The organism is Bacteroidales bacterium (genome assembly GCA_013314715.1).
Lineage (GTDB): Bacteria > Bacteroidota > Bacteroidia > Bacteroidales > GWA2-32-17 > Ch61.
In genome coordinates this window covers 1-24,303 of the sequence record JABUFC010000043.1, presented here as the reverse complement: position 1 = coordinate 24,303, position 24,303 = coordinate 1, and the positions used below count along the sequence as shown (strand labels likewise).

General features: G+C 34.2%; 18 protein-coding genes and 1 tRNA gene. 10 read left to right on the top strand and 9 right to left on the bottom strand.

Translation table 11 applies throughout. The features are described 5' to 3' along the window. Window positions 1–148 precede the first annotated feature (148 nt). On the top strand, window positions 149–6,607 hold the full coding sequence (locus HPY79_09990; GenBank protein NSW46129.1) for a fibronectin type III domain-containing protein: 6,459 nt from the start codon (window positions 149–151) through the stop codon (window positions 6,605–6,607). A gap of 116 nt (window positions 6,608–6,723) precedes the next feature. Then, window positions 6,724–7,986, top strand: a complete 1,263-nt coding sequence (locus tag HPY79_09985) for an Nramp family divalent metal transporter (protein NSW46128.1) — start codon at window positions 6,724–6,726, stop codon at window positions 7,984–7,986. 59 nt (window positions 7,987–8,045) lie between these two features. Here HPY79_09985 and fabG read toward each other — a convergent pair whose 3' ends face one another. Both fabG and sucD read right to left on the bottom strand, forming a co-directional pair. After that, window positions 8,046–8,792 carry a 3-oxoacyl-[acyl-carrier-protein] reductase gene (fabG, locus tag HPY79_09980; protein ID NSW46127.1) on the bottom strand — a complete coding sequence of 249 codons (747 nt, stop codon included), beginning with the start codon at window positions 8,790–8,792 and terminating at the stop codon, window positions 8,046–8,048. 10 nt (window positions 8,793–8,802) lie between these two features. Beyond that, entirely contained in the window at window positions 8,803–9,675 is an 873-nt protein-coding gene (sucD, locus tag HPY79_09975) for a succinate--CoA ligase subunit alpha (protein NSW46126.1), read from the bottom strand. An 88-nt stretch (window positions 9,676–9,763) separates the two neighbouring features. Here sucD and mnmE point away from each other — a divergent pair, with 88 nt between their 5' ends. After that, window positions 9,764–11,161 (top strand): tRNA uridine-5-carboxymethylaminomethyl(34) synthesis GTPase MnmE, encoded by a 1,398-nt coding sequence (gene mnmE, locus HPY79_09970; GenBank protein NSW46125.1) that lies wholly within the window; start codon window positions 9,764–9,766, stop codon window positions 11,159–11,161. Window position 11,162: 1 nt separating this feature from the next. Here the strand turns inward: mnmE and HPY79_09965 are convergent, their stop codons facing one another. Beyond that, the gene (locus HPY79_09965; GenBank protein NSW46124.1) at window positions 11,163–11,837 is read right to left on the bottom strand and encodes a hypothetical protein; all 675 of its coding nucleotides are present in this window, start codon (window positions 11,835–11,837) and stop codon (window positions 11,163–11,165) included. A 105-nt stretch (window positions 11,838–11,942) separates the two neighbouring features. Further along, window positions 11,943–13,415 carry an aminotransferase class V-fold PLP-dependent enzyme gene (locus HPY79_09960; GenBank protein ID NSW46123.1) on the bottom strand — a complete coding sequence of 491 codons (1,473 nt, stop codon included), beginning with the start codon at window positions 13,413–13,415 and terminating at the stop codon, window positions 11,943–11,945. Window positions 13,416–13,575: 160 nt separating this feature from the next. On the opposite strand from HPY79_09960, the gene pruA reads away from it, so the two are divergent. After that, on the top strand, window positions 13,576–15,201 hold the full coding sequence (pruA, locus tag HPY79_09955) for an L-glutamate gamma-semialdehyde dehydrogenase (protein ID NSW46122.1): 1,626 nt from the start codon (window positions 13,576–13,578) through the stop codon (window positions 15,199–15,201). Window positions 15,202–15,291: 90 nt separating this feature from the next. On the opposite strand, the gene HPY79_09950 is transcribed toward pruA, so the two are convergent. From HPY79_09950 to mltG, 3 genes are all read right to left on the bottom strand, one after another. Beyond that, window positions 15,292–15,378, bottom strand: a tRNA-Ser gene (locus tag HPY79_09950). A gap of 50 nt (window positions 15,379–15,428) precedes the next feature. Then, entirely contained in the window at window positions 15,429–16,847 is a 1,419-nt protein-coding gene (locus HPY79_09945; GenBank protein NSW46121.1) for a phosphoglucomutase/phosphomannomutase family protein, read from the bottom strand. Window positions 16,848–16,850: 3 nt separating this feature from the next. Next, complete coding sequence (gene mltG, locus HPY79_09940; GenBank protein ID NSW46120.1) at window positions 16,851–17,909, bottom strand: endolytic transglycosylase MltG; 1,059 nt, start codon at window positions 17,907–17,909, stop codon at window positions 16,851–16,853. 52 nt (window positions 17,910–17,961) lie between these two features. Between mltG and HPY79_09935 the strand changes: the two genes are divergently transcribed. Continuing rightward, complete coding sequence (locus HPY79_09935) at window positions 17,962–18,702, top strand: DUF2807 domain-containing protein (GenBank protein ID NSW46119.1); 741 nt, start codon at window positions 17,962–17,964, stop codon at window positions 18,700–18,702. After that, window positions 18,699–19,664, top strand: coding sequence for a flippase-like domain-containing protein (locus HPY79_09930; protein NSW46118.1), 966 nt, complete (start codon window positions 18,699–18,701; stop codon window positions 19,662–19,664). The genes HPY79_09935 and HPY79_09930 overlap by 4 nt, the downstream gene beginning before the upstream one ends. Here HPY79_09930 and HPY79_09925 read toward each other — a convergent pair. Beyond that, window positions 19,625–20,104 (bottom strand): PaaI family thioesterase, encoded by a 480-nt coding sequence (locus HPY79_09925; GenBank protein NSW46117.1) that lies wholly within the window; start codon window positions 20,102–20,104, stop codon window positions 19,625–19,627. The genes HPY79_09930 and HPY79_09925 overlap by 40 nt on opposite strands. 2 nt (window positions 20,105–20,106) lie before the next feature. Further along, on the bottom strand, window positions 20,107–20,664 hold the full coding sequence (locus HPY79_09920; protein ID NSW46116.1) for a manganese efflux pump: 558 nt from the start codon (window positions 20,662–20,664) through the stop codon (window positions 20,107–20,109). A 77-nt stretch (window positions 20,665–20,741) separates the two neighbouring features. Here HPY79_09920 and HPY79_09915 point away from each other — a divergent pair, with 77 nt between their 5' ends. The 4 genes from HPY79_09915 (at window position 20,742) to HPY79_09900 (ending at window position 24,130) form a co-directional block, all read left to right on the top strand. Continuing rightward, entirely contained in the window at window positions 20,742–21,140 is a 399-nt protein-coding gene (locus HPY79_09915) for an Rrf2 family transcriptional regulator (protein ID NSW46115.1), read from the top strand. A gap of 127 nt (window positions 21,141–21,267) precedes the next feature. After that, complete coding sequence (locus HPY79_09910; protein ID NSW46114.1) at window positions 21,268–22,014, top strand: YebC/PmpR family DNA-binding transcriptional regulator; 747 nt, start codon at window positions 21,268–21,270, stop codon at window positions 22,012–22,014. A gap of 7 nt (window positions 22,015–22,021) precedes the next feature. Then, window positions 22,022–23,305 (top strand): tRNA (N(6)-L-threonylcarbamoyladenosine(37)-C(2))-methylthiotransferase MtaB, encoded by a 1,284-nt coding sequence (gene mtaB / locus HPY79_09905; GenBank protein NSW46113.1) that lies wholly within the window; start codon window positions 22,022–22,024, stop codon window positions 23,303–23,305. Window positions 23,306–23,332: 27 nt separating this feature from the next. Continuing rightward, complete coding sequence (locus tag HPY79_09900; GenBank protein NSW46112.1) at window positions 23,333–24,130, top strand: inositol monophosphatase; 798 nt, start codon at window positions 23,333–23,335, stop codon at window positions 24,128–24,130. The last annotated feature ends 173 nt before the right edge of the window (window positions 24,131–24,303 follow it).

Genomic DNA, 24,303 nt, shown 5'->3' with positions numbered 1-24,303 from the left:
TTTGGCTTTAAAAAAGATGTTTTTTTGAATAAAATCGTCCTGCAATTTGAATCATTACCTTAAAAATTCAATTTTAGGCAAATATTTTTGATATATCAAAAAAATAATATAATTTTGCAAAGGTCTCAAATTTTAAAACTTTATGTATATGAAAAAACAAGTAGTATTGTGGTTATCGGCATTATTGCTACAGGTAACTATATTAAAAGGACAAGTTTCGGATATGATTTATTCGTATCAACTTGGAACTTATACTGAAATTACAGGTGGAACTGTTTTAGGTGATGCTTCTACTGACGATCAAAGATTTGTAGATGTTACCGCACCATTTGGTAGTACATCAATACTTACAGGCGTAGGACTTCCAATTGGATTTACCTTTCACTTTAATGGTTACGATTTTGATCGTTTTGCTGTAAATGCAAATGGTTGGATAAGTTTAGGTAGTTCGAGTTTAACTCCTTCGGTTGATATTAATTCTACTTCGAGTTATGCCCCTTTAAGTTCTACTGCGACTAATACTCCAGCTTATTTGCGTTCTAGAATAGCTGCTTTTGCTAGAGATTTACAATCACAATCGGGCGGTGAAATTCGTTATGAAACAATCGGAACTGCTCCTAACAGAGTATTAGTAGTTCAATGGAAAAAATATAGAAAATACGGCGCTTCGGGTGATAATTTTAATTTTCAAATTCGCTTATACGAAACAACCAATGTTGTTGAGATAGTTTATGGCTCAATGATCAATAATACAACATTTGCTACTCCACAAGTAGGCTTAGGAGGAACAACTTCAACTGATTTCAACATTCGAACAACAACAACCGATTGGTCAGCAACTACAGCTGGAACAACTAATACCGCAACCTGCACCATTTCTAATACAGTATATCCAGCAAGCGGTACAACTTTTAGATGGACACCTTCATCATGTCCTGCTCCGGTTGCATTAAATTTTTTTAATTTAACGGCAACATCTGTTGATTTATCATGGACATCTTCGGCATCCGAATTTCAATTAGAGTATGGCATACAAGGTTTTACTTTAGGTACTGGCACTCGAATTAATAATATTACAACTACCAATTATCAAATAACAGGTTTGACGCCTACTACCAATTATCAGGTTTATGTTCGTGCTATATGTGGTGTGGGCGATACAAGTGCATGGTCAAATTTTAGCTTTTCAACTCCTTGTGCAGAAATTTCAACATTCCCATGGTTAGAAGATTTTAGTGGTTCTACTTTTCCACCCAACTGTTGGATGAGGGCTCAAGGACAATTAGCCACTACGACCAATTTTACATCAACAACAACTTCGGCATGGATTGCAGATGGATTTGGTAATAACGGTACAACAGGTGCTGCACGTGTAAATATCTATAGCACAAATAAATATGAATGGCTGATAACTCCCAATATTGATTTAGGTAATGGAACTAATCATTATAAATTAGAATTCGACTTAGCTTTGACAGCTTATAGTAGTACCAATCCTGCTGGCACATCAGGTACTGACGATAAGTTTGCAGTAGTGATTTCTACTGATGGAGGCACAACATGGACAACTACCAATATTTTAAGGCAATGGGATAATCAAGGTTCTGCTAATGTTTATAATAATATTTCTACAACGGGCGAACATGTTATTATAAATTTAAGTGCTTATACTGGTATTGTGCGAATAGGTTTTTATGGTGAGTCAACTGTATCCAATGCCGATAATGATTTATTTATTGATAATGTAACAATTAAGCAACTTACTACTTGTCCAGATCCTATTAATTTAACTGTATCCAATATTACTGGTACTACTGCTCAATTAGCATGGACGCCCGGAGGTTCTGAAACTTCATGGAATATTGAATATGGACCTGCAGGATTTACTCAAGGTACAGGTACTGTAATTAATGGTGTTACCAATCCATATACTTTAACCGGATTAAATCCCGGCACAGCTTATACCTTTTATGTACAGGCTGATTGCGGAGGTGGCGACTTAAGTCCATGGTCAACACCGAAAAATTTCACTACCACTCAAATACCTGCTACACTTCCATATTTTATTGATTTTGAAACAGGAACTGAACAATGGAATTTAATGAATGGTACTGCTACAAACAAATGGTCTTATGGAACGGCAACGGCATATAGTGGTACTCATAGCGTTTACATTTCTGATGATAATGGTGTTTCGAATAATTACAACATTACATTAGCATCGGTGGTACATATGTATCGCGATGTAACTTTCCCAAATACGACCAATCCCTTGACGCTTGAATTTGCATGGAAAGGTTATGGCGAAAGCGCTTCATTCGATTATTTAAAAGTATATATGATACCTACTTCGCAAAGTCCTGTAGTTGGGACTCAATTATCTGCTACACAACTTGGCTCAACCTACAATATGCAAAATAATTGGCAAACTGCTTCTATACAGTTACCCGATACACTTGCCGGTAAAACCAAGCGTTTTGTATTTAGTTGGTATAATGATGGAAGCCTTGGAACTCAACCTCCAATCGCTGTTGATGATATTCGTTTTTATGTTTTAACCTGTCCTAAACCTACCAATTTAGCTGCAGCAAATATTACTCAAAGCTCTGCCGATTTAACATGGAATGCTGGTGGAAGCGAAACCCAGTGGCAATTAGAATGGGGAAATGCCGGATTCAGTTTAGGTAATGGTACCTTAGTGAATAATATAAGTAGTCCTACTTTTAATTTAACAGGTTTAACGTCATCTTCATCATATAGCTTTTATGTTAGAGGAATTTGTGGTGCTGGCGATACCTCAACATGGGCAGGACCATATTCCTTCACAACATTATGTGGAGCTGTAACTGCTATTTATACTCAAAATTTTGATGGTGTAACCACTCCTGCATTACCCAATTGTTGGACTTCGATTGTAATGTCGTCGGGCGGTACTCCTAACGTTCAAACTACCACTACAACCCCAAGCACTGCTCCTAATTGTGCCCAATTATTCAATTCAACTGCATCGGGATCAACTACACATATTTTATTGATTAGTCCACAGTTTTCTGATTTACCTACACATACAACGCAAATCACTTTCAAGGCAAGAATGGCAGGTTCTGGCACCGGAGTATTATATGTTGGAACTATGACTGATCCCGGTAACCCTGGTACATTTTCAAATTATCAAACCATAATGACATTGACAACTGATTGGCAAGAATTTACAGTAGCATTCAACAATTATAATGGTTCTAATCAATTTATAGCCTTTAAACATGGTTTAGGCATGACCAATCAATATATTTATATTGATGATGTTAGTTACGAACCTATTCCGACCTGTCCAAAACCAACTAATTTACAAGTTAGTAATGTTATGGCAACTAGTGCTACCTTATCATGGACAGCTGGCGGAAGCGAAACTTCATGGGATATTGAATACGGACCTGCAGGTTTTACTCATGGTACGGGCAGTCTTATACAAAATGTAAATACAACAACGTATAATCTTACAACCTTAAATCCATCTACTGCTTATCAAGCTTATGTATTAGCTCAATGTAACGCTTCTGATTCGAGTTTATGGCTTGGTCCAATTAGTTTTACTACAACTCAAATCCCAGCAACATTACCTTATGTATGGGATTTTGAAAATGATTTCAACGGATGGTCGGTAGTAAATGGCACACAAGCAAATAAATGGTTTACCGGTACAGCAGCTTTTGCTAGTCCTACAAAGGGGGCTTACATTTCTAATACAAATGGAAGTACCAATAATTACGATGGAACTGTAACGAGTGTATCGCATATATATCGCGATATTCAGTTCCCAGCTGGTTCTGAGTTTGTCATGACTTTTAAGTGGAAAGGTACAGGCGAGAGCTCATATGATTATATGCGTGTATTTTTAGAAAACACCACATATGAACCTACAGCCGGAACATTGCCTACCCAAAATCAGATTGGTAAGCAATATTATAATCAAAATTCTACTTGGAAAACTGACACTATCTTTTTTGATAACACCGTTGCAAATAGTATTAAACGTTTAATATTTACTTGGCGCAATGACGCTTATGTTAATTATCAGCCACCTATTGCTATTGACGATATTGATATACATGTAGTTACTTGTCCAAAACCCATTAATCTTGCCGTTAGCAATCAAACATCATCATCGGCTACATTAGGTTGGACAGAGCAGGGTAGTGCTACTCAGTGGCAAATACAATACGGTTTACAAGGATTTACGTTAGGTTCAGGTACCAACCAGCTAGCATTTACAAATCCTGTAAATATATCGGGATTATCATCGGGAACCTATTATAGCTATTATGTGCGTTCTATTTGTGGAGCTGGCGATACTAGTTTCTGGGCAGGACCATTTGTTTTCTATGTACCTTGCGATGCTACAACGGCTACATATTCACAAAATTTTGATGGTGTAACTACACCTGCTTTACCCTTATGTTGGACAAAGAAAGTAATTGCTTCAACAACATCAGCTTATGTTCAAACATCGACTTCATCGCCAAGTAGTTCACCTAATTGTGCGGCTTTATATAATTCAAGTTCACAGGGTGCTACAACTCATTTGTTATTAGTTTCACCACGTTTTAGCGATTTGCCTTCACATTTAAATCGCATTCGTTTTAAATTAAAAGGTAATACAACTGAAAAATTGGTTGTTGGAACAATGACTAATCCCGATAATGAAAATACGTTCACTCCTTTTGATACTATTTCTATTCCAAGTAGTACCGTATGGAATGAAAAAGTTGTATCGTTCTTAAATTACAATGGAACAGATGAATATATTGCTTTTAAGCATGCCACTCAATCAACTTATACTTACATTTATATCGATGATTTTAATTACGAACCGATACCTACTTTAGACTTAGCTGTAACACAAATTACACAGCCTGTTACGGGTTGTGGTATGACAACTACAGAGCCTATTACGATTAAAATAAAGAATTTGGCTTCGCAACCTTACTCTAATATTCAGGCTGCATATAACATTAATAATGGAACACCGGTTATCGAAACAATAGCAACAACTTTAAATCCAGGTGACTCGTTATTATACACTTTTACAGCTACTTACGACTTTTCTACTCCGGGTGTATATAACATTAAAGCATATACCATTGATGTTGCCGACCAAGATCATACTAATGATACAATAATGAAACAAGTAGGTAGTTCTCCTTTTATAACTTCCTATCCTTATTTTGATGATTTTGAAGCGAATAATGGTTATTGGATTTCAGGTGGGGTAAATAATTCATGGCAATATGGTGTGCCTGCTGGAACTGTTATTAATTCTGCCGCTTCGGGAACTCATGCTTGGGTTACCAATTTGACAGGTAATTATAATAATAACGAAAACAGTTGGATAGAAAGTCCTTGTTTTAATTTTAGTACTTTAACTAATCCGTTTGTTTCGTTAAAAAGAATTGTTCATTCTGAAAGTAGTTATGATGGAGCTGCTTTACAAGCATCTATCGATGGTGGATTAACATGGCAGCATATAGGTGTGTTAGGCGACCCCAACAATTGGTATAACGATAATTCAATAAACGGATTATTATTTTCTGGTTCTCAAGATGGTTGGTCGGGAGGTACTAATGCTGTTTGGGTAACAAGTATGCATTCGGTGGCATCGTTGGCAGGACAACCCCTTGTTAAATTTAGAATTGTTTTTGGATCGGATGCCTCTGTTAATTCATACGAAGGTTTTGCATTTGACGATTTTAAAATATTTGAACCTTCGGATGTGGCTCTTGTTAAGCCAATCGATAGCACAACTTCTTATCTTTGTGGATTAACCAACGATGAAGCATTGTCTATTTGGATTAAAAACGTAGCATCGCAATCTATTAACGCCGGAGAAGTAATAAATGTTTGGTATCAGTTGAATAATAATACACCGGTTGCAGAATTTTTAAGCTTATCTAGCCCATTGGACGCAGGCGATTCTATTCAATATACGTTTAATCAGCATGTTGATTTATCTGCATTAACGACTTATTTATTCAGATATTGGATTCGTTACGCTCCCGATTACAATACCTCGAACGATAGTGTTTTACATACAGTTGTTCATTATGTATTGACGGTTAATATATCCGGTGGCGATACCGTTTGTGTTGACCCCATTTTCTTGCCTTACACTTTGACATTACAAAATAACCCATATCCTTACGATTCGTATCATTGGAGCAATGAAACTGGAACAATCACAGGCAGTAACGCTATGTTCGATGCTCCTGCTTTTGGTTGGTATTATGTAACGGTAACTAATGGTACTTGTTCGGCAACCGATTCCATTTTTGTGTGCAATCAGGTTGGCGTTACTCCGAATCCATATCAAAATATTATGGTTTACCCGACACCGGCAACAGTTCAGTTAAACGTTATAGCAAGCTCTTTGCCACAAGGCAATTATACTATAAATTTAACAACTGTTGATGGAAGAACTATTGCTTTACAATCGTATGCAAATATTAGTGAGATAAAAACTGTAATACCTACAGCTCATTTACCTCAAGGTGTTTATTTCTTAACTATTTCTAACAACGAACATAGTTGGAAATTTAAGGTTATTAGATAAAATTCTTTTTTATCATAATGTTAAAAAAAACGCCTCAAATAGGGGCGTTTTTTTATGTTTTATTATTTATAACTTTGCAGACTTAATGAAATGAAAAGTAATAGATAAAATAAAGGATGTTTGGCTTTTCGAAAAATATAGATAAAAAAGGTTACAGACCTGTTTTGGGGGCTCTTGATATATTCAAATATATTGGTCCAGGCTTATTAGTTACAGTTGGTTTTATTGATCCGGGTAATTGGGCATCGAATTTAGCTGCAGGAGCTTCGTATGGTTATACGTTACTTTGGGTGGTTACGCTTTCAACAATTATTTTAATTGTTCTACAACATAATGTGGCTCACCTTGGTATAGTTTCAGGTTTATGTTTATCAGAAGCTGCTGCCATTTATACTAAACCCAAATTTGCTCGATGGTTGCTTTCTTCAGCCATGCTAGCTTCTGTTTCCACTTCATTGGCAGAAATTTTGGGTGGAGCCATTGCCTTATACATGCTAATAGGGATCCCTATTAAGATAGGTTCAATTATGATGATGGCTTTTGCTATGATTATGCTTTATACCAATTCATATCGATTGATTGAACGATGGATTATTGCTTTTGTTTCTATTATTGGTATTTTATTTATATATGAATTGACATTGATTGATGTTGATTGGGGGCAAGCTGCTACCGGATGGGTTGTGCCAAATTTTCCCAATGGCTCAATTGTTATTATTATGAGTATTTTAGGTGCTGTAGTTATGCCTCATAACCTATACCTACATTCAGAAGTTATTCAGAGCCGACAGTGGCATTTGAAAGAGGAAAAAGTAATTAAAAAGCAATTGAAATTTGAGTTTATCGATACATTATTGTCCATGATAGTGGGTTGGGCAATAAATTCTGCTATTGTCATTTTAGCTGCTTCGGTTTTTTACAGTTCGCATACGCCTGTTGTTGAATTACAGCAAGCTCAACACTTATTAACTCCCTTATTGGGTAAGCACGCCTCCATCATATTTGCCGTTGCACTTTTATTTTCAGGTATAGCTTCATCTATTACTTCTGGTATGGCTGGTGGGATAATCTTTGCAGGAATGCATAAAGAACCATACGATATTAAAGATAATCATTCAAAATTAGGAGTAGCAATATCCTATATTTTAGCTATTCTTATTATATTATTTATTTCAAACCCTTTTCAAGGGTTAATTTGGTCGCAAATGCTTTTGAGTGTTCAATTACCATTTACTATTTTCTTACAGGTTTATTTAACTTCTTCCGAAAAAGTGATGGGAAAATTCAAAAATACCATGTTTCAGAAAACAATTTTGCTTTTAATAGGGGCATTTGTGTCAATTTTAAATATTTATTTGTTTATTAGTTTCTTTGTTTAATAAAAAAGCCTTGAGAATGAATCATCAAGGCTTAATAGTTTAATGATGTTTAGTAATGATTAGGTTTGCATAGCACCACAAACGTTAATGCATTGGCCTGAAATATAAGAAGATAAATCGCTTGCTAAAAAGACAACTACATTGGCGACTTCGTCAGGTGTACCACCACGTTTCAATGGAATTTTATCATACCATCCTTGAACTACTTCTTGAGGAAGGGTTTTTGTCATATCTGTTTCAATAAATCCAGGTGCAATAGCGTTGCAACGAATGTTTCTACTACCTAGTTCTTTAGCTATAGATTTGGTGAAGCCAATAATGCCCGCTTTAGAAGCTGCATAGTTTGCCTGTCCTGCATTACCTCCAACACCAACAACTGAACTTATATTAATAATAGAACCATATTTTTGTTTGAGCATGTATTTTTGAACAGCCTTGGTTAAGTTGAATACCGATTTTAGGTTGACATTTATTACTAAGTCCCATTGTTCTTCAGTCATTCGCATGAGTAGCGCATCGCGTGTAATACCGGCATTGTTTACCAATGCATCAATTTTACCAAAATCTTTTATTACTTCGTCGATAAATTTTTGTGAATCTTCGTGTTTAGAAGCATCTGAAGCATAACCTTTTGCTTTTACGCCCAAAGCGGTTAATTCTTTTTCGAGCGATAATAAATTATCATCAACTTTAAGGTCGCTAAATGCAACATCGGCTCCATTTTGAGCTGCTTTAAGTGCAATGGAGCGTCCAATGCCTCTGGAGGCACCGGTTACAACTAAAACTTTTCCTGTTAATAATCCCATATTAAATTTCTTATTTAATTAATTGATTTTTCATTGTTATTCCGATATGAGCAGGCGACTGAACCACAGCTATGCCGCATTCTTGCATAATTTTCATTTTTGCAGCAGCGGTATCGTCTGCCCCTCCAATAATGGCACCTGCGTGTCCCATTCTTCTACCTTTTGGAGCTGTTTGTCCAGCTATAAAACCGACAACAGGTTTAGTTTTATGGTCTTTTATCCATAAAGCGGCTTCGGTTTCCATTTGACCACCAATTTCGCCTATAACAATTATTCCTTTTGTTTCTTCGTCAGCCATTAAAAGCTTTACAGCTTCTAAAGTAGTAGTACCAATTATAGGGTCGCCACCAATGCCTATACATGTGCTTTGACCTAAGCCTAATTTGGTGACTTGGTCAACGGCTTCGTATGTAAGAGTTCCACTTCGGCTAATAATTCCAATGATTCCTTTTTGATGAATGAAACCGGGCATAATTCCTACTTTTGCTTCGCCCGGAGTGATGATACCCGGACAATTGGGACCAATAAGCCTGCAATCTTTGTGTTTAAGATATGCTTTAACTTTAATCATGTCTTGAGTAGGTATGCCTTCGGTAATGGCAACAATGACTTTAATGCCGCCATCGGCAGCTTCTAAAATAGCATCAGCAGCATAAGGAGCGGGTACAAAAATAACTGAAACATCGGCTCCGGTAGCTTTAACTGCTTGGTGTACCGTATTGAAAACAGGCCTATTTAGATGTAAAGTGCCTCCTTTGCCAGGTGTAACCCCCCCAACCACATTGGTCCCATATTCAATCATTTGCGATGCATGAAAACTACCTTCTGTTCCAGTAAATCCCTGAACAATAACACGTGAGTTTTTATTGACTAATACACTCATAATTTAAAATTCTGTTCAAAAGTAATAAATCTTTATTTTTTAAAAAAGAAAAATATCATTCCTTATTTTTAACTTTGTAGCAAAAAAGATGTATCAAACAGATGATATTTGTGCAATAGCAACTGGTGGAGTTCAATCTGCTATTGCAATTATTCGTATTAGTGGTTCAAATATTATTGATAAGTTATCGAAGATAATCGTATTTAAAAATTCAGAAATTAATATAAATAAGTGTAAAACAAGCCAATTGTATCGTATTGAAATACATTATGATCAAAAATTACTCGATGATGGTCTATTAGCCTTGTTTAGATCTCCTAAATCCTATACTGGAGAAGATTTAGTTGAGTTATATTTACATGGATCCTTGTATATTCAACAAGAGATATTGAAAGTTTTACAAAATAATGGCATTCGTTTAGCTCAGCCTGGCGAATTTTCGTTGCGAGCTTACTTAAATGGTAAAATGGATTTAACGCAAGCCGAAGCGGTTCATGATATAATTACTTCGAGTAATAGTCTTTCGCATACTATTGCTATGCAACAAATGAGAGGGGGTATTGGAAACGAAATACGATTGATAAAAGAAAAATTATTACAGTTATTATCGTTAGTTGAATTAGAACTTGATTTTTCGGAAGAAGATGTTGAATTTGCTAGCAGAGATAAAATTTTGAATTTATTAAACAATTTTATTGAGCGAATTCATAAACTTTCACTTTCATTCGATTATGGAAATGCAATAAAAAAAGGTGTTTTAATTGCTATTGTAGGCGAAACAAATGTGGGTAAATCGACTCTTATGAATGCGTTGCTTAATGATGAGCGATCAATAGTTTCGTCTATTCCAGGAACGACTCGTGATGTTATTGAAGATTCTTTTACTTATAAGGGTGTTACTTTTCGTTTTATAGATACAGCGGGAATTAGAAAAACTACTGATGAAATAGAACAAATTGGCGTAGAGTTAGCCATAAAAAAAGCTTCCGAAGCCAAATTACTTTTACTATTAGTAAATGCCAATGATAAATGGGATGTTATTAAATCTTCTATTGATTATTGGAAAAATCAACTTCATCAAGGACAACAATTATTGGTAGTTTTGAATAAGATTGATAAAGTTTCTGCTTCAGAATTAGGTGAATTAACATTAAAAATAAATCAGTTAATTCCTAAAGTATTTGCTATTTCTGCTAAATTTAAACTTCATATAGAGTTGTTAATGGATGAAATGTATGATTTTGTTCAATCGTTACATGTAACTGGGAGTGAAAATATTATTACAAATGCGCGTCAATATAATGCTTTAATTTTAGCTCTGCAAGCAGCTCAAAATGCTAAAGAGGCTATAATAAATAATATTGCAACCGATTTATTAGCCGAAGAATTAAAAATGGTAAATATGCACTTGTCGCAAGTCATAGGAGAAATACCTTCGCAAGAAGTATTGAATGAAATATTTAGCCGTTTTTGTATTGGCAAATAAGTTAGTTATTGATGATAATATAATTTTGAGTTAGTAATTCGCTAACTTTTTTGTTTTCGTGTTCTTCTATTACAGCAAGAATTATTTGTTTATTATGATATTGAGGTAAAAGATTATCGGCTTCTACATGAATAATAGCATCGCTAGGGATTTTATAACCATCTGGAGTTTTAATACAATCTAAATTTAATTCACAATAAAGCTGACGAGCATAATATTTACCTTTATCGATGCGAATAGGTTTATAATTGAACCAAATTATATCTCCAGAAATTTCATAAAGATGTTGATAGATAGCTTTAATAATGCATTGAGGAATGCTATTTATAGGGAAAAAAATTAATTTTGATTTTTCAATATATTCGATAAATGTGTCTAATGGTATATTGTCTTTTTTTAAGTTTTGAATTTCAGTAATAATGTAACGTTTAAAAAACTTCAAATTAGTAAAATTTTGTAAGATGTGATCAAATGTAGGGCTGTTACATGGCATTATATTTATAACTAAAATATTTTTATCGCTTTGAATTTTTTTATGAATTGTGGCTTTAAGTATTTTGCCAATTGATTGGTTAACTAAATTTTGATTAAAATTAAAAATGATATCGCTTATTTCTTGTAAATTAATTTTTGAGGGTAATTGTAATCCTAAGAGGATAGTTGATATTTGATTCATAAGGATTACTAAATTGGTTAGTATGGCAAAGATAAGTTATAAAATACATGATTTTTTATTTTTTTGATTAAAAACTATAAACAAGTTATTAACAAACTTAAAAAGTTATTTTTCAGAAAATTTAAACCATTGATCAATATAATGCTCGTTTTCAAATGGATGTCCTGTATATATAAATTCATTAGTTTTCGAATGGTATTGATAATTATTCTTATAGGTATTATAGTTTTTTACAATGTCTTTTATCGCTTCGATAATAAAATCCATTTCGTTATCTAATAAAATGGGATGTAACGATAATCGAACCCAACCTGGTTTTTCGGATAAATCGCCATGATTTATTTTTTCAGTTATTTTTTTCGATTCTTCATAGCTAACTTCTAAAAGATAATGTCCATAAGTACCGGCACAGGCACATCCACCTCTTACTTGTATCCCATGTAAATCACTTAATAGTCTTACTATTAGGTTGTAATGTATATTGGGGTGATAAAATGAAAAAACAGGCAAACGATGATGATGTTCATGGGCAAGTATCTGAATCCCTTCAATGTTTTGTAGGCGTGGCATCATGTATTCGACCATATAATGTTCGCGAGTATTGATTTTTTCGATGGTCATTTGTTCTTTTAATTTGATGGTAAGGGCTGCTTTAATGGTTTGTAAAAATCCTGGTGTTCCTCCGTCTTCACGTGCTTCAATATCGTCCACAAATTTATATTCACCCCATGGATTAGTCCAATCGACTGTGCCTCCACCTGGTTGGTCGGGAATGGTATTATGATACATAGATCGGTCGAAAATCAAAATTCCGCTTGAACCCGGGCCACCTAAGAATTTGTGTGGTGAGAAAAATATAGCATCTAGTTTAGCATAAGGGTCGGATGGATGCATATTTATTTCGTCGTAGGGTGCCGATGCAGCAAAATCGACAAAGCATAAGCCACCGTGTTGATGCATAATTTTAGCTATTTCGTAATAAGGTGTGCGTATGCCCGTAACATTAGAACATGCTGTAACCGATGCTATTTTAAAGCTTCTGTCTTTGTATTTTTTGAGTTTTTCTTCTAAGTCGTTTAAATCTACAAGTAAGTCGTTGGTGGGTTTAATGATTTCAACATCGGCTACACTTGCGTACCAAGAGGTATGATTGGAGTGATGTTCCATATGGGTTATAAACACTACCGGGCGTTCACGTTCTTTTAAGCATTGTTTGTTCATCACTATTCCACAATGACGAAAACCTAAGATGCGTTGAAGTTTATTGATAACGGTCGTCATGCCTGAGCCTGCACTGATGATAACGTCGTTGGGACCTGCATTTACATGCTTTTTTATAATGTGTTGAGCTTCGTGATATGCCAAGGTTAATCTTCGTCCTGTTTCACTTGTTTCGGTGTGCGTATTGGCAACAAAAGGACCTATTTCGTAGCTTATTTTATCTTCTATGGGTTTATATAACCGACCGCTTGCTATCCAATCGCCATAAATGATTTTTTTTGTTCCATAAGGCGTTTCGTAAGTTTGGTCTATACCAATGGTATTATTTCTATATGGTTTAAAGTAATCTTCCAGCATAAGTACGCATTTTAAAATGAAACAAAAATAGGTGATGTTTTTGGTTATACCAATAACTATTTTCAAACTAAACATTTAGTCTATTAAAAAAATATAAAATTATTAAAAATAGAATAAGTCTAAATAAAAATAATTATCTTTGTCAAAAAAAATATCACCTATGAATAATGCAATATATCAATTCAAAGAACCTAAAAATGAACCATTTATTAATTATGCAGAAGGTTCAAAAGAACGAGCTTTATTAATTGAAGCACTCAACAAAGTGAAAAATGAAGTAGTTGAAATTCCGTTAATTATTGGTGGAAAAGAAATTTATTCCGGTCAAAAAGGGAAAGTGGTTATGCCGCATAACCATCGTCATGTGTTGGCTGAGTATCATATGGCACAGCCCGAACATGTGCAAATGGCAATCGATGCAGCCCTGAACGCTAAACAATCATGGATGGAATTATCGTGGGTAGAACGTGCATCAATTTTTCAACGAGCAGCAGAACTTATTAGTAAGAAATATCGCTATTTACTCAATGCTACAACGATGCATGGACAAGGGAAAAATGCTTTTCAAGCAGAAATCGATGCGGCATGCGAAGTGATTGATTATTTGAGATTCAACAATTATTTTGCTTCAAAAATTTACGAATCGCAACCTGTAACTACCGAGGAGGTCATAAATAGGGTAGAGTACCGTCCACTCGAAGGTTTTATTTACAGTATTTCACCCTTTAATTTTACAGCAATAGCGGCTAATTTAAACGCATCGGTAGTACTTATGGGTAATACGGTTGTGTGGAAACCCTCAACAACTGCTTTATTGTCGAATTATTTGTTGATGAAAATATTTAAAGAAGCTGGTTTGCCCGATGGAGTTATCAATTTTATTCCGGGTAAAGGGCAAGTGATTAGCGATATCGTATTGAGCCATCGAGAATTTGCCGGAATTCATTTTACCGGATCTACTAAAACTTTCAGAGGTTTGTGGTCACAAATCAATCAAAACCTCGAAAAATATCGTTCGTATCCTAAAATTGTTGGCGAAACAGGAGGAAAAGATTTTATTTTGGTTCACCCATCGGCTAATATAGAAGAAGTTGTAACCGCAATGATCCGCGGAGCGTTTGAATATCAAGGACAAAAATGTTCTGCAGCATCGAGAGCTTACATTCCGCAGACGTTATGGACCGACATTAAACAGAAAATGCTTGATGAACTTGCAACCATAAAAATGGGTGGTGTGGACGATTTGAATAATTTTATGAATGCAGTAATTGACCAAGAGGCTTTTAACCGAATTATGACTTATATAGAATATGCCAAAAAATCGAATGAGGCTGAAATTTTATTTGGTGGTAAAGGCAATGACCAGGAAGGCTATTTTATTGAACCTACCGTAATTCAAGTTAAGAACCCGCATTTTAAAACCATGGAAGAAGAAATATTCGGTCCTGTATTATCTATTTATGTTTACGAAGACAATAAATTTGATGAAACTCTACAACTTGTTGACCAAACTTCGCCTTATGCTTTGACGGGCAGTATATTTTCATACGACCGTTATGCTACCATTCGGGCATGCCGAGCCTTGCGTTTTGCAGCGGGTAATTTATATTTCAACGATAAGCCGACGGGAGCAATGGTTGGGCAGCAACCATTTGGTGGGGCTCGTGGTTCAGGAACGAATGACAAAGCCGGTAGTCACCTGAATTTATTACGTTGGGTTAGTCCACGCACCATTAAGGAAACGTTGCTACCACCAATTGATTATCGTTATGATTATATGAAATAGCCATCTTTTCATTTTGCTGATACAAGTTATGACTTAAATTTTAAAAATAAAAAAGAGACTAACTCTATCTTGAATTAGTCTCTTTTTTTGCGGAGAGAGAGGGATTCGAACCCCCGGTGCCCTCGCGAGCACAACGGTTTTCAAGACCGCCGCATTCGACCACTCTGCCATCTCTCCAAAAATTATTCTTCATATAGAAGAATTTGCGGGTGCAAAGATACAATAAATTATTTAATTTTCAAATTTTGTACACTTTCTAGACCCGATTTTATAAAATTTTCTACTCTTTCGGGACTTGAAGCTTCTGAATAAATGCGTAAAAGTGGTTCTGTACCTGAAGGACGAATCATAAGCCATTCGTTTTCGTTAAAGAAATATTTGTAACCATCGAGCGTTTCGGTGCGAATAATTTTTTCACCTGAAAAAGCTGTGAATGTTTCGTTTTTGCAAGCATTTATAACCGCTTTTTTAAGAGTTTCATCTACTTTCAAATCGTAGCGTGAGTAATAGAATTTACCAGTTATTGCATAAATTTCTTCGATGAGTTGTTCAAGTGTTTTGCCACTTTCAACCAATGCATTCCATATGGTAAGCCCCATCCAAATGCCATCGCGTTCGGGTATATGCCCTTTAATGGTGATTCCACCCGATTCTTCGCCACCTACTAAAACATCTTCGTGGAGCATAACCTTGCAAATATCTTTAAATCCTATACGAACACGTTGTACAGGTAGATTATATTTTTCGCATAATTTTTCAACTTTAACAGTACTTGAGAAGCCGGTTACTACCTTGCCTGTCATTTTTTTGTAATAGGCTAAATAATAAGTGAGTAATAATATAATATGGTGCGAATCGACATAATTACCTTTAGAGTCAAAAAGTGCAATGCGGTCGGCATCGCCATCAACAGCTAACCCCACATTGATTTTGCCATTATGGGCAATAAAATTACTGAACTCTTGAAGATTTTTTAATAGCGGTTCAGGTGGTATGCCTTTGAATGATGGATTAGCTTCGCAGTGCAAAAGAGGTATTTCGGGAAATAATCGACGCATAATATTTTGACCAGCGCCATACATAGCATCGAATGCAAAATTAAATCCTGATTTTTTTATATTTTCGATGTTAAAATGTTTATGAACATGTTCTACATAAGCATCCTCGAGGTTTGTTTCAATGATAATTTCTTTTTTTACAAATTCTTCCCACTTAAGTGAATCGATTATTAAGTCGTGATCATCAGGTATAAGTGTTTCTATTTCTTTGGTGTCTTCTTCGAGTAGTGGACCTCCATGACTACCTTTTAGCTTATATCCATTATATTCGGGTGGGTTGTGGCTAGCTGTAATCATTACTCCTAAATTGGCTTTGTTTTGAACAACACCTAACGAAAGAGCTGGGGTTGAGGTTGGTATAGGGCAATAGAAAACTTTTATTTCATTATTAGCTAAGATTTTAGCAACCGTTTCTGAAAATATTTTACCATTAAAGCGATAATCGTAAGCTATTACAACACTCGGTTTTTTGTGTTTGGCTTTGAGCCAACGCGATACTGCTAATGTAACTCTTACAACATTATCAACTGTAAATTCTTTAGCAATAATGGCTCGCCATCCGTCGGTACCAAATTTAATTCTTACCATAGGTTAATATATTTTCTTTTTATTTAGTTCGCGTTGATATTTTCGTGCATTATTTAAATGTTCTTCTAATGTTTTAGCAAATACATGGTAGCCCGAAAAATCATTGCGGGCACAAAAATACAAAAAATTATGCAATTTATAATGTAAAACTGCATCAATTGAATGTGGATAAGCGATACAAATAGGACCAGGTGGCAATCCTTTATATAAATATGTGTTATAGGGAGAGTCGTAAGTTAAATGTTCTTGTTTTACTCTGCGAATAGAATAATCGCCAACAGCATAGATAACCGTTGGGTCGGCTTGTAGCAGCATTCCTTTTTTTAGTCGGTTAATATAGACTCCTGCTATATCTGGCATCTCATCTTTTTTATTTGTTTCTAATTGAACAATAGAAGCTAAAATCGCAATTTCGGTTTGCGACAAACCTATTTCTTGAGCCCTTTTTTTTCGTTCATCGTTCCAAAAAATTTTATATTCTTTGGCCATACGTTCTATGAATTCAGAAGCAGAAGTGTTCCAATAAAATTCGTAGGTATTGGGAATAATGATACATAGAAAATTTTGTTTGTTAAAGCCGTATTGTTGTGCTATCAGTTCGTTTTCGAAAAGTTCGCAAATACTGTTGGAGTCAGCTTCGAGTTTGTGCGAAATATAACCTGCTAATACCTGATAGTTTCTAAAACCACGAATAATAAGTTTTACAGGCTCTTGTTTTCCGCTTCGCAATAAATTGATAAGTTCGTTGTTGTTCATGCCTTTTTTTATTCGATATCTTCCGGGTTTTACGTGTTGGTTATATTTTTTTAGCTCAGCAAGCCATTCAAACGAGGCAATATCGTTTAAAATATGTTCTTTCGTTAAGATTCTTACTACGTCTTCGAAGCTTGAACCTGTTGGTATATAAACAAATTCGTCTTTAAGATCTATACGAACATTTTCTTTGTAAATTTTATTATAATAAGAGTAAGCAATTGAGCCTAAAATAATAATTAAAAAGGTAAAAATTATTATGATAAGTTTTTTTAATACATTCTTTTTATGTTTAGATTTTTTAGCCAAATTTACATTTTTTTTGAGCCTGCAAATTTAGTAGTTAAAAATGATAAAAGATGTGATAAAAAAAATTTTTTTCTTTATTTTTATTGTAGAATGTTTATTTTTGTTTTTAAGTTCATGTCAAAAGGGTTCTAAGTGCTTTCATTCGTATGGCGAAGAGACGCAACAGACTCGATATTTTTCGAATTTTAAGCGTTTACGTATTAATAGTTTGATGAATGTATATTGGCATTTGGATAGCCAAACTAAAGTAGTGATAAAAACAGGAAGCAAGCTTTTACCTTATATTAAAACTGAGTTAACTAATGAAACCCTTGCAATTACTAATTTAAATCGATGTAATTGGTTGCGAAAATATAAACGCATTGAAGTTCATATATATTCGCCTGCTTTTAAATATATTGATTTATATGGTAGTGGCGATTTTTATTTATTAGATACTTTACGAAATGATACAATAAGAGTTGATAACTGGAGTGATATTTCAAAAGTTTCATTACTTGTAAAAAGTGGTTATTTTTCGTATTCTCAAAATGCAGGAACAGGCGATACTTATATTAGCGGGTCGGCTGGGATATGTTTTTTATGGGCAATGGGGTATGGCTATATTCATGCACGTAATTTTAAAACAGGATATAATTATATAACACACAAATCGACAGGAAACTTTTATGTAAATGTAGAAAAAGAAGTGGGGGCAAATTTATTTAGTTCTGGACATGTTTATGTATATGGTAAGCCTTATTTAATAGAACAAAAATCATATAGTACAGGTAAGTTAATTGTTGCAGAGTGAGAACTTTTTTTAAAAAATATAGTTATCAATTGCTGGCATGGACGATATTTATTTTATCGCTGCTCTTTTTTTATCATCGATTTTATATTTTAAGTAATAAAATAGATGGGAATCATTTAACTGTATTGCTTCAAAACATAGATGTTTTTATATTAATGTGGGTGTTGGTTTTAGTTATTGCCAATTGGGGAATTGAAGCTGTTAAATGGAAATTTGTGAATAAACCAATAGAACCAATCTCTTTATTAAGTTCATTTAAAGCAGTATTGATGGGAGTTGCTGTTTCTAATATTTTTCCCAACAGAACGGGTGAGTTTATTGGAAAAGTGATGGTATTATCGAAATCCAATAGAGTAAAAGGCATTTTGTCGTCTTTATTAGCAAGTTTAGCACAATTATCTGTAACTTTATTAATGGGGGTGGGGGCAATGTTATTTATTACTTCTTTTTATTATGTACCTGTTTTATATATTGTAATATTAACTACTATTACTGTTTTGTTATTTGTTTTTTTTAAACCGATAATTCGTCTTTTAAGTCTTTTTTGCCCTAACAAATGGTTAGCATTTGTATATTTTGTAAAAGCTTATACTTTTTATGATATTCTTCGATTAATAGGACTTTCAATGATTCGTTATATGGTTTTTACTTTTCAATTGTATTTACTCTTTATGGCTCTAGGTGTAAATTTTCATTTTGTTAATTTTTTACCTTATGCTGCTCTTTCTTTTTTATTAACTACCATTATACCTACTACTTCGTTGTCTGAATTGTTGGTTCGATCGAATATTGGAATCTTAATATTTACTGAATTGTATATAAATGATGTAGTGATTATTATGGCTTATACGTTGTTATGGTTTTTTAATATTTTACTACCTTCGCTTATGGGTTTTTATTTGGGGTTGAAAAAGAACTGGTATTATTCTTCAAAAAGCTCGTCTTCGTTTTCAGGAAAATGAAAACGTTGTTTGGCAATTTCTTGTGAATAAACATAATAAACATACTCTCCTTCTGTGCAGAGTTCTTGTTTAGAGTTAAAGATTTGGGTTTCTATTGTGGCTAAATTTAGTTTTTTATTTTTTAGTTTAGCCTTGAGTGTTATTTCACCATCGCTAATAAAAACATTTTTATGCAATTGAATATTCATTTTTATAGTAAAGCCAGAGGTTCTTAGTAGTGAAAGGACTGTCCAACTAGCAATTTCGTCCATTAAAGTAGCTTGAATGCCCCCATGTAAAATATTATGCCAACCTTCGTAATAATGCGATGGTGTCCACTTACAAATTACTTCGTCGTCTTCTAATACAAAATTTAAATGAAGCCCTATGGGATTATTGGGCGAACAGCCAAAACAATTATATGTTTCAATTTTAGAATAAGGATTTTTTATTTTTTTCATGATCAACGAGTTAAATGTTCTATTAATATTTTAGTGCCTAAAGCTATAAGAATGAGACCACCAATAACATCTATAATGGCAGGATTTTGAGTTTTAAGGCTTTTACCAATTAGAATACCGGTCATAGATGCTATATATGTAACACCTCCAATAATTATTCCAGCGATGATTATAGGAATATTAATAAGCGAGAATGTAAAACCTACGGCTAAAGCATCGATACTTGTTGCAATTGCAATAGTAATTAAAGTAAAAGGATGTAAGGGATTAAATTCTTTATGTTCATTCTTTTTAAATGCTTCGCGAATCATTTTAAGTCCTAAAAATAAAAGTAAGCCAAAAGCAAGCCAGTGGTCAATATGTTCGATATAGGAACGAATTTGTATGCCAAAACTCCATCCGGCAAAGGGCATAAGAGTTTGGAAAAATGCGAGCGTTAAGGCTATTTTACATGCTTCCAAAAACTTTATTTCCTGATAAGCAATGCCACTTGAAACCGATATAGCGAAAGTATCAAAGCTAAGACTTATAGCAACGATTAAAATAATAAAAAAATCCATGTGGCAAAAATAATAATTGTTTTAATAAAAGATTGTTTGTACATTTGCGTAATCAATTACTACAAATATTTTTTTATATGGGTAAAATTGTTACACTTACCGAAGCTGCTTCTATAGCCTTACACGGAATGATTATAGTTGCTCGTAGTAAACATCCTGTGAATGTTCAGGAGATTGCTGAATATACCGATACTTCAAAACATCATGTTGCTAAAATTTTTCAGCGACTTGTAAAGGCTGGATTTCTGTATTCACAACGTGGTCCTACAGGAGGCTTTGTTTTAAGAAAAAAGCCCGAAGATGTAAATTTTTTAGATTTATATGAAGCCATCGAAGGAACGCTCGAAATTAATAAATGCCCTTTAGATAAAGAAATTTGTAATTTCGACCGGTGTATTATGAACAATGTAACGATGCGTATGGCTAAGGAATTTAAAGAATATTTACAGAGTCAGACACTTGATATGTATCTTTAAGATAAGGTTAAACAAATTTTTTATTTACAAATGAAATTATGAGTACACCATTTATGATGATAAATGGATTTTGAATTTAACTAATAATTGTGCAAATTTGCAGTCTTAATTTAAAAACTAACAATTTATGTCAGGTCATAATAAGTGGTCAACCATTAAACGTAAAAAAGGAGCTTTAGATGCAAAGCGTTCTAAAATCTTTTCTAGAATAATCAAAGAAATTCAAATTGCTATTAAGGAAGGTGGTCCCAATCCCGAAACCAATCCTCGTCTTCGTATTGCTATTCAAAATGCTAAGGGTGCAAATATGCCCAAGGACAACATTCAACGAGCAATCAATAAAGCAAACTCTGAAGGTTCCAATTTACAAGAAGTAACATTTGAAGGTTATGCACCAGGTGGAGTTGCTATATTTATTGAATGTTTGACCGATAACAATAACCGCACAGTAAGCAATATTCGCGCAATTTTCAATAAGCGTGGGGGCAACATGGGTACCAATGGCTCATTAAGCTTTTTGTTTGAACGTAAAGGTGTTTTTACCCTTCCTAAGAATCAAATCAAAAATATGGAAGAGTTTGAACTCGAAGTTATTGATGCTGGTATTGAAGATATTGAAGATAACGATGATGTTTTAGTTCTTACTTGCCCGATGGAAAGTTTTGGCAAAGTGAATAAAAAGCTCGAAGAAATGGGATTAGAACCCGAAAATGCAGAATTACGCCGTATTCCTAACGATTATAAAACGCTCGATGTGGAAGCTGCTCAAAAAGTCTTAAAAATGATTGATGAGTTCGAAGAAGATGACGATGTTCAGAATGTATGGCATAACCTCGAAATGACAGATGAAGTTGTAAAAGCCATGGATAATTAATATAAAAATGCCCTTTATTTATTTTAACACCCTTGGGTGTAAACTTAATTTTACCGAAACCTCTACTTTAAAGCGCATAGCCGAACAAAATGGATATAAAGTTACCTCCGAAGTTGAAAAAGCGGAGGTAATTGTTATTAATACCTGTACGGTAACTCAAACTGCCGACAAAAAATCACGTTATGCTATTCGACATCTGCAAAGTAAAAATCCTCATGCCAAAGTATTTGTTACAGGCTGTTATGTCGATGTTGACCCCGAAAGCTTGGAAAAAATAGAAGGGGTTACTTTTGTTTTTGGTAACGACGAGAAAGCACAATTCAATAATTTTTTAAAACAAATATCAAAACAAAAAAATATTCAGCAAGAAGAACATGAAACATCATTTTTCAAAGCTTATTCGTTGGGCGATAGAACCCGCTCGTTTCTGAAAGTGCAAGATGGTTGTAATTATTTTTGTGCCTATTGCAAAGTTCCTTTTGCTCGTGGACGTAGTCGCAATGCTTCTGTCGATGAGATAGTCCAACAGGCAAATGAAATAGCTCAACATGGTATTAAAGAAGTGGTTTTAACAGGTATCAATATCGGCGATTATGGTCATACAACTCAAGAGACTTTTTTTGATCTAATTCAAGCTTTAGAACGGCAAACAAATATTGAACGTTATCGTATTTCGTCGATTGAACCCAATTTGTTAACCCACGAGATTATCGATTTTGTGTTAAGCTCAAAACGTTTTGTGCCTCATTTTCACATTCCCTTACAATCAGGTTCAGACGATATTTTAAAAGCGATGAAAAGACGATACGATACCAAGCTTTTTATCGATAAAATTCAATATATTTTAGATAAAGACCCTTTAACAGGTATCGGAATAGACGTAATTGTTGGATTTCCTGGCGAAACCGATGTGCACTTCGACGAAACGCTTAGCTTGCTTCGTTCATTAGATTTTGCTTATCTTCATGTGTTTGAGTATTCGGAACGAAAAGGAACACTTGCGGCTACCTTACCCAATAAAGTACCCGAAATAGTTAAGAAAAATCGAAGTAAATTATTGCACGACTTATCAAACGAGAAACATCTTCAGTTTGTGAATAAAAATTTGCTTTCTATTCGCCAAGTGTTAATAGAACGCAAAAATAAAAATCAACAGTTATCGGGTTTTACCGATAATTATATCAAAGTTTCTATTCCTTTTCATACAGATGTCATTAATACTATTGTCCCTGTGAAACTCTTGCATTGGGATGATGAATCGAAATCTGTAAGAGGAGAAATAATGTTGTAAATGAAATTTAAAAGCTAAAAGTGAATAATGAAAAACTACGAAATACTTTGTAAAAAGACGTGTGAGCTGGTTGAACAAACAGCCCAGTTTATTTTAGGCGAATGGCAAAAGCTTCAACAAACCAATATTGAAGTTAAGGGATTGCACAACTTTGTAACCTATGTTGATAAACAAAGCGAACAGCAATTAGTAGAAGGTTTAAAGAAGCTCTTACCAGAGTCTGTTTTTATTACAGAAGAAGAAACTATTGCTCAACAACAAGGTGAATTTACTTGGATTATTGACCCTTTAGACGGCACAACAAATTATATTCATCATTTATCGCCGGTTGCTATTTCGGTAGCATTGTATCATCAACAGGAACCTGTTATTGGTGTGATTTACGAAATTGGTCAACAAGAATGTTTTTATACATGGAAAGGTGGCAAAGCTTATATGAATAATCGTGAAATTCATGTGAGTAAGGCTGCTACTATCAAAGATAGCTTAGTGGCAACAGGTTTTCCATATTACGATTATAGCCGCATACAGTCGATGTTACAAACGCTCGATTATTTATTTAAAAACAGTCATGGTGTTCGTCGTCTTGGAAGTGCTGCTACCGATTTAGCTTACGTGGCTTGCGGTAGAGTAGATGCATTTTACGAATATAGCCTACATGCTTGGGATGTAGCTGCTGGTGCTTTTTTAGTTCAACAAGCAGGAGGCAAAGTAAGCGATTTTAAAGGAGGAAACAATTATTTGTTTGGTAAAGAAATTATGGCAAGCAATGCTTTGATATTTAACGAATTTTATGAGTTAATTCGAAAATATTTTGCTTACTAAATTATTAATATGCAAGCATTTTTGTAACTTTACAGAAAATCTTAATTATGAAATAGCCATGAGAATAAATTCACAGCAACCGAAAATGAAATTATCACTCACAAATAAGCCTTGCTCTTTATTCGAATGGCGTATTCCATGTGACCTTAATTTAAAAATTAAAAAATAATTAC

Bases quoted from the DNA above. Each gene is read 5' to 3' on its own strand.
- HPY79_09945 (NSW46121.1), bottom strand. From the start codon at position 16,847: ATGGTAAGAATTAAATTTGGTACCGACGGATGGCGAGCCATTATTGCT.
- HPY79_09920 (NSW46116.1), bottom strand. From the start codon at position 20,664: ATGGATTTTTTTATTATTTTAATCGTTGCTATAAGTCTTAGCTTTGAT.
- HPY79_09965 (NSW46124.1), bottom strand. From the start codon at position 11,837: ATGAATCAAATATCAACTATCCTCTTAGGATTACAATTACCCTCAAAA.
- HPY79_09960 (NSW46123.1), bottom strand. From the start codon at position 13,415: ATGCTGGAAGATTACTTTAAACCATATAGAAATAATACCATTGGTATA.
- mtaB (NSW46113.1), top strand. From the start codon at position 22,022: ATGCCCTTTATTTATTTTAACACCCTTGGGTGTAAACTTAATTTTACC.
- HPY79_09985 (NSW46128.1), top strand. From the start codon at position 6,724: ATGTTTGGCTTTTCGAAAAATATAGATAAAAAAGGTTACAGACCTGTT.
- HPY79_09910 (NSW46114.1), top strand. From the start codon at position 21,268: ATGTCAGGTCATAATAAGTGGTCAACCATTAAACGTAAAAAAGGAGCT.
- mnmE (NSW46125.1), top strand. From the start codon at position 9,764: ATGTATCAAACAGATGATATTTGTGCAATAGCAACTGGTGGAGTTCAA.
- sucD (NSW46126.1), bottom strand. From the start codon at position 9,675: ATGAGTGTATTAGTCAATAAAAACTCACGTGTTATTGTTCAGGGATTT.
- pruA (NSW46122.1), top strand. From the start codon at position 13,576: ATGAATAATGCAATATATCAATTCAAAGAACCTAAAAATGAACCATTT.
- fabG (NSW46127.1), bottom strand. From the start codon at position 8,792: ATGGGATTATTAACAGGAAAAGTTTTAGTTGTAACCGGTGCCTCCAGA.
- HPY79_09915 (NSW46115.1), top strand. From the start codon at position 20,742: ATGGGTAAAATTGTTACACTTACCGAAGCTGCTTCTATAGCCTTACAC.
- HPY79_09900 (NSW46112.1), top strand. From the start codon at position 23,333: ATGAAAAACTACGAAATACTTTGTAAAAAGACGTGTGAGCTGGTTGAA.
- HPY79_09925 (NSW46117.1), bottom strand. From the start codon at position 20,104: ATGAAAAAAATAAAAAATCCTTATTCTAAAATTGAAACATATAATTGT.
- HPY79_09990 (NSW46129.1), top strand. From the start codon at position 149: ATGAAAAAACAAGTAGTATTGTGGTTATCGGCATTATTGCTACAGGTA.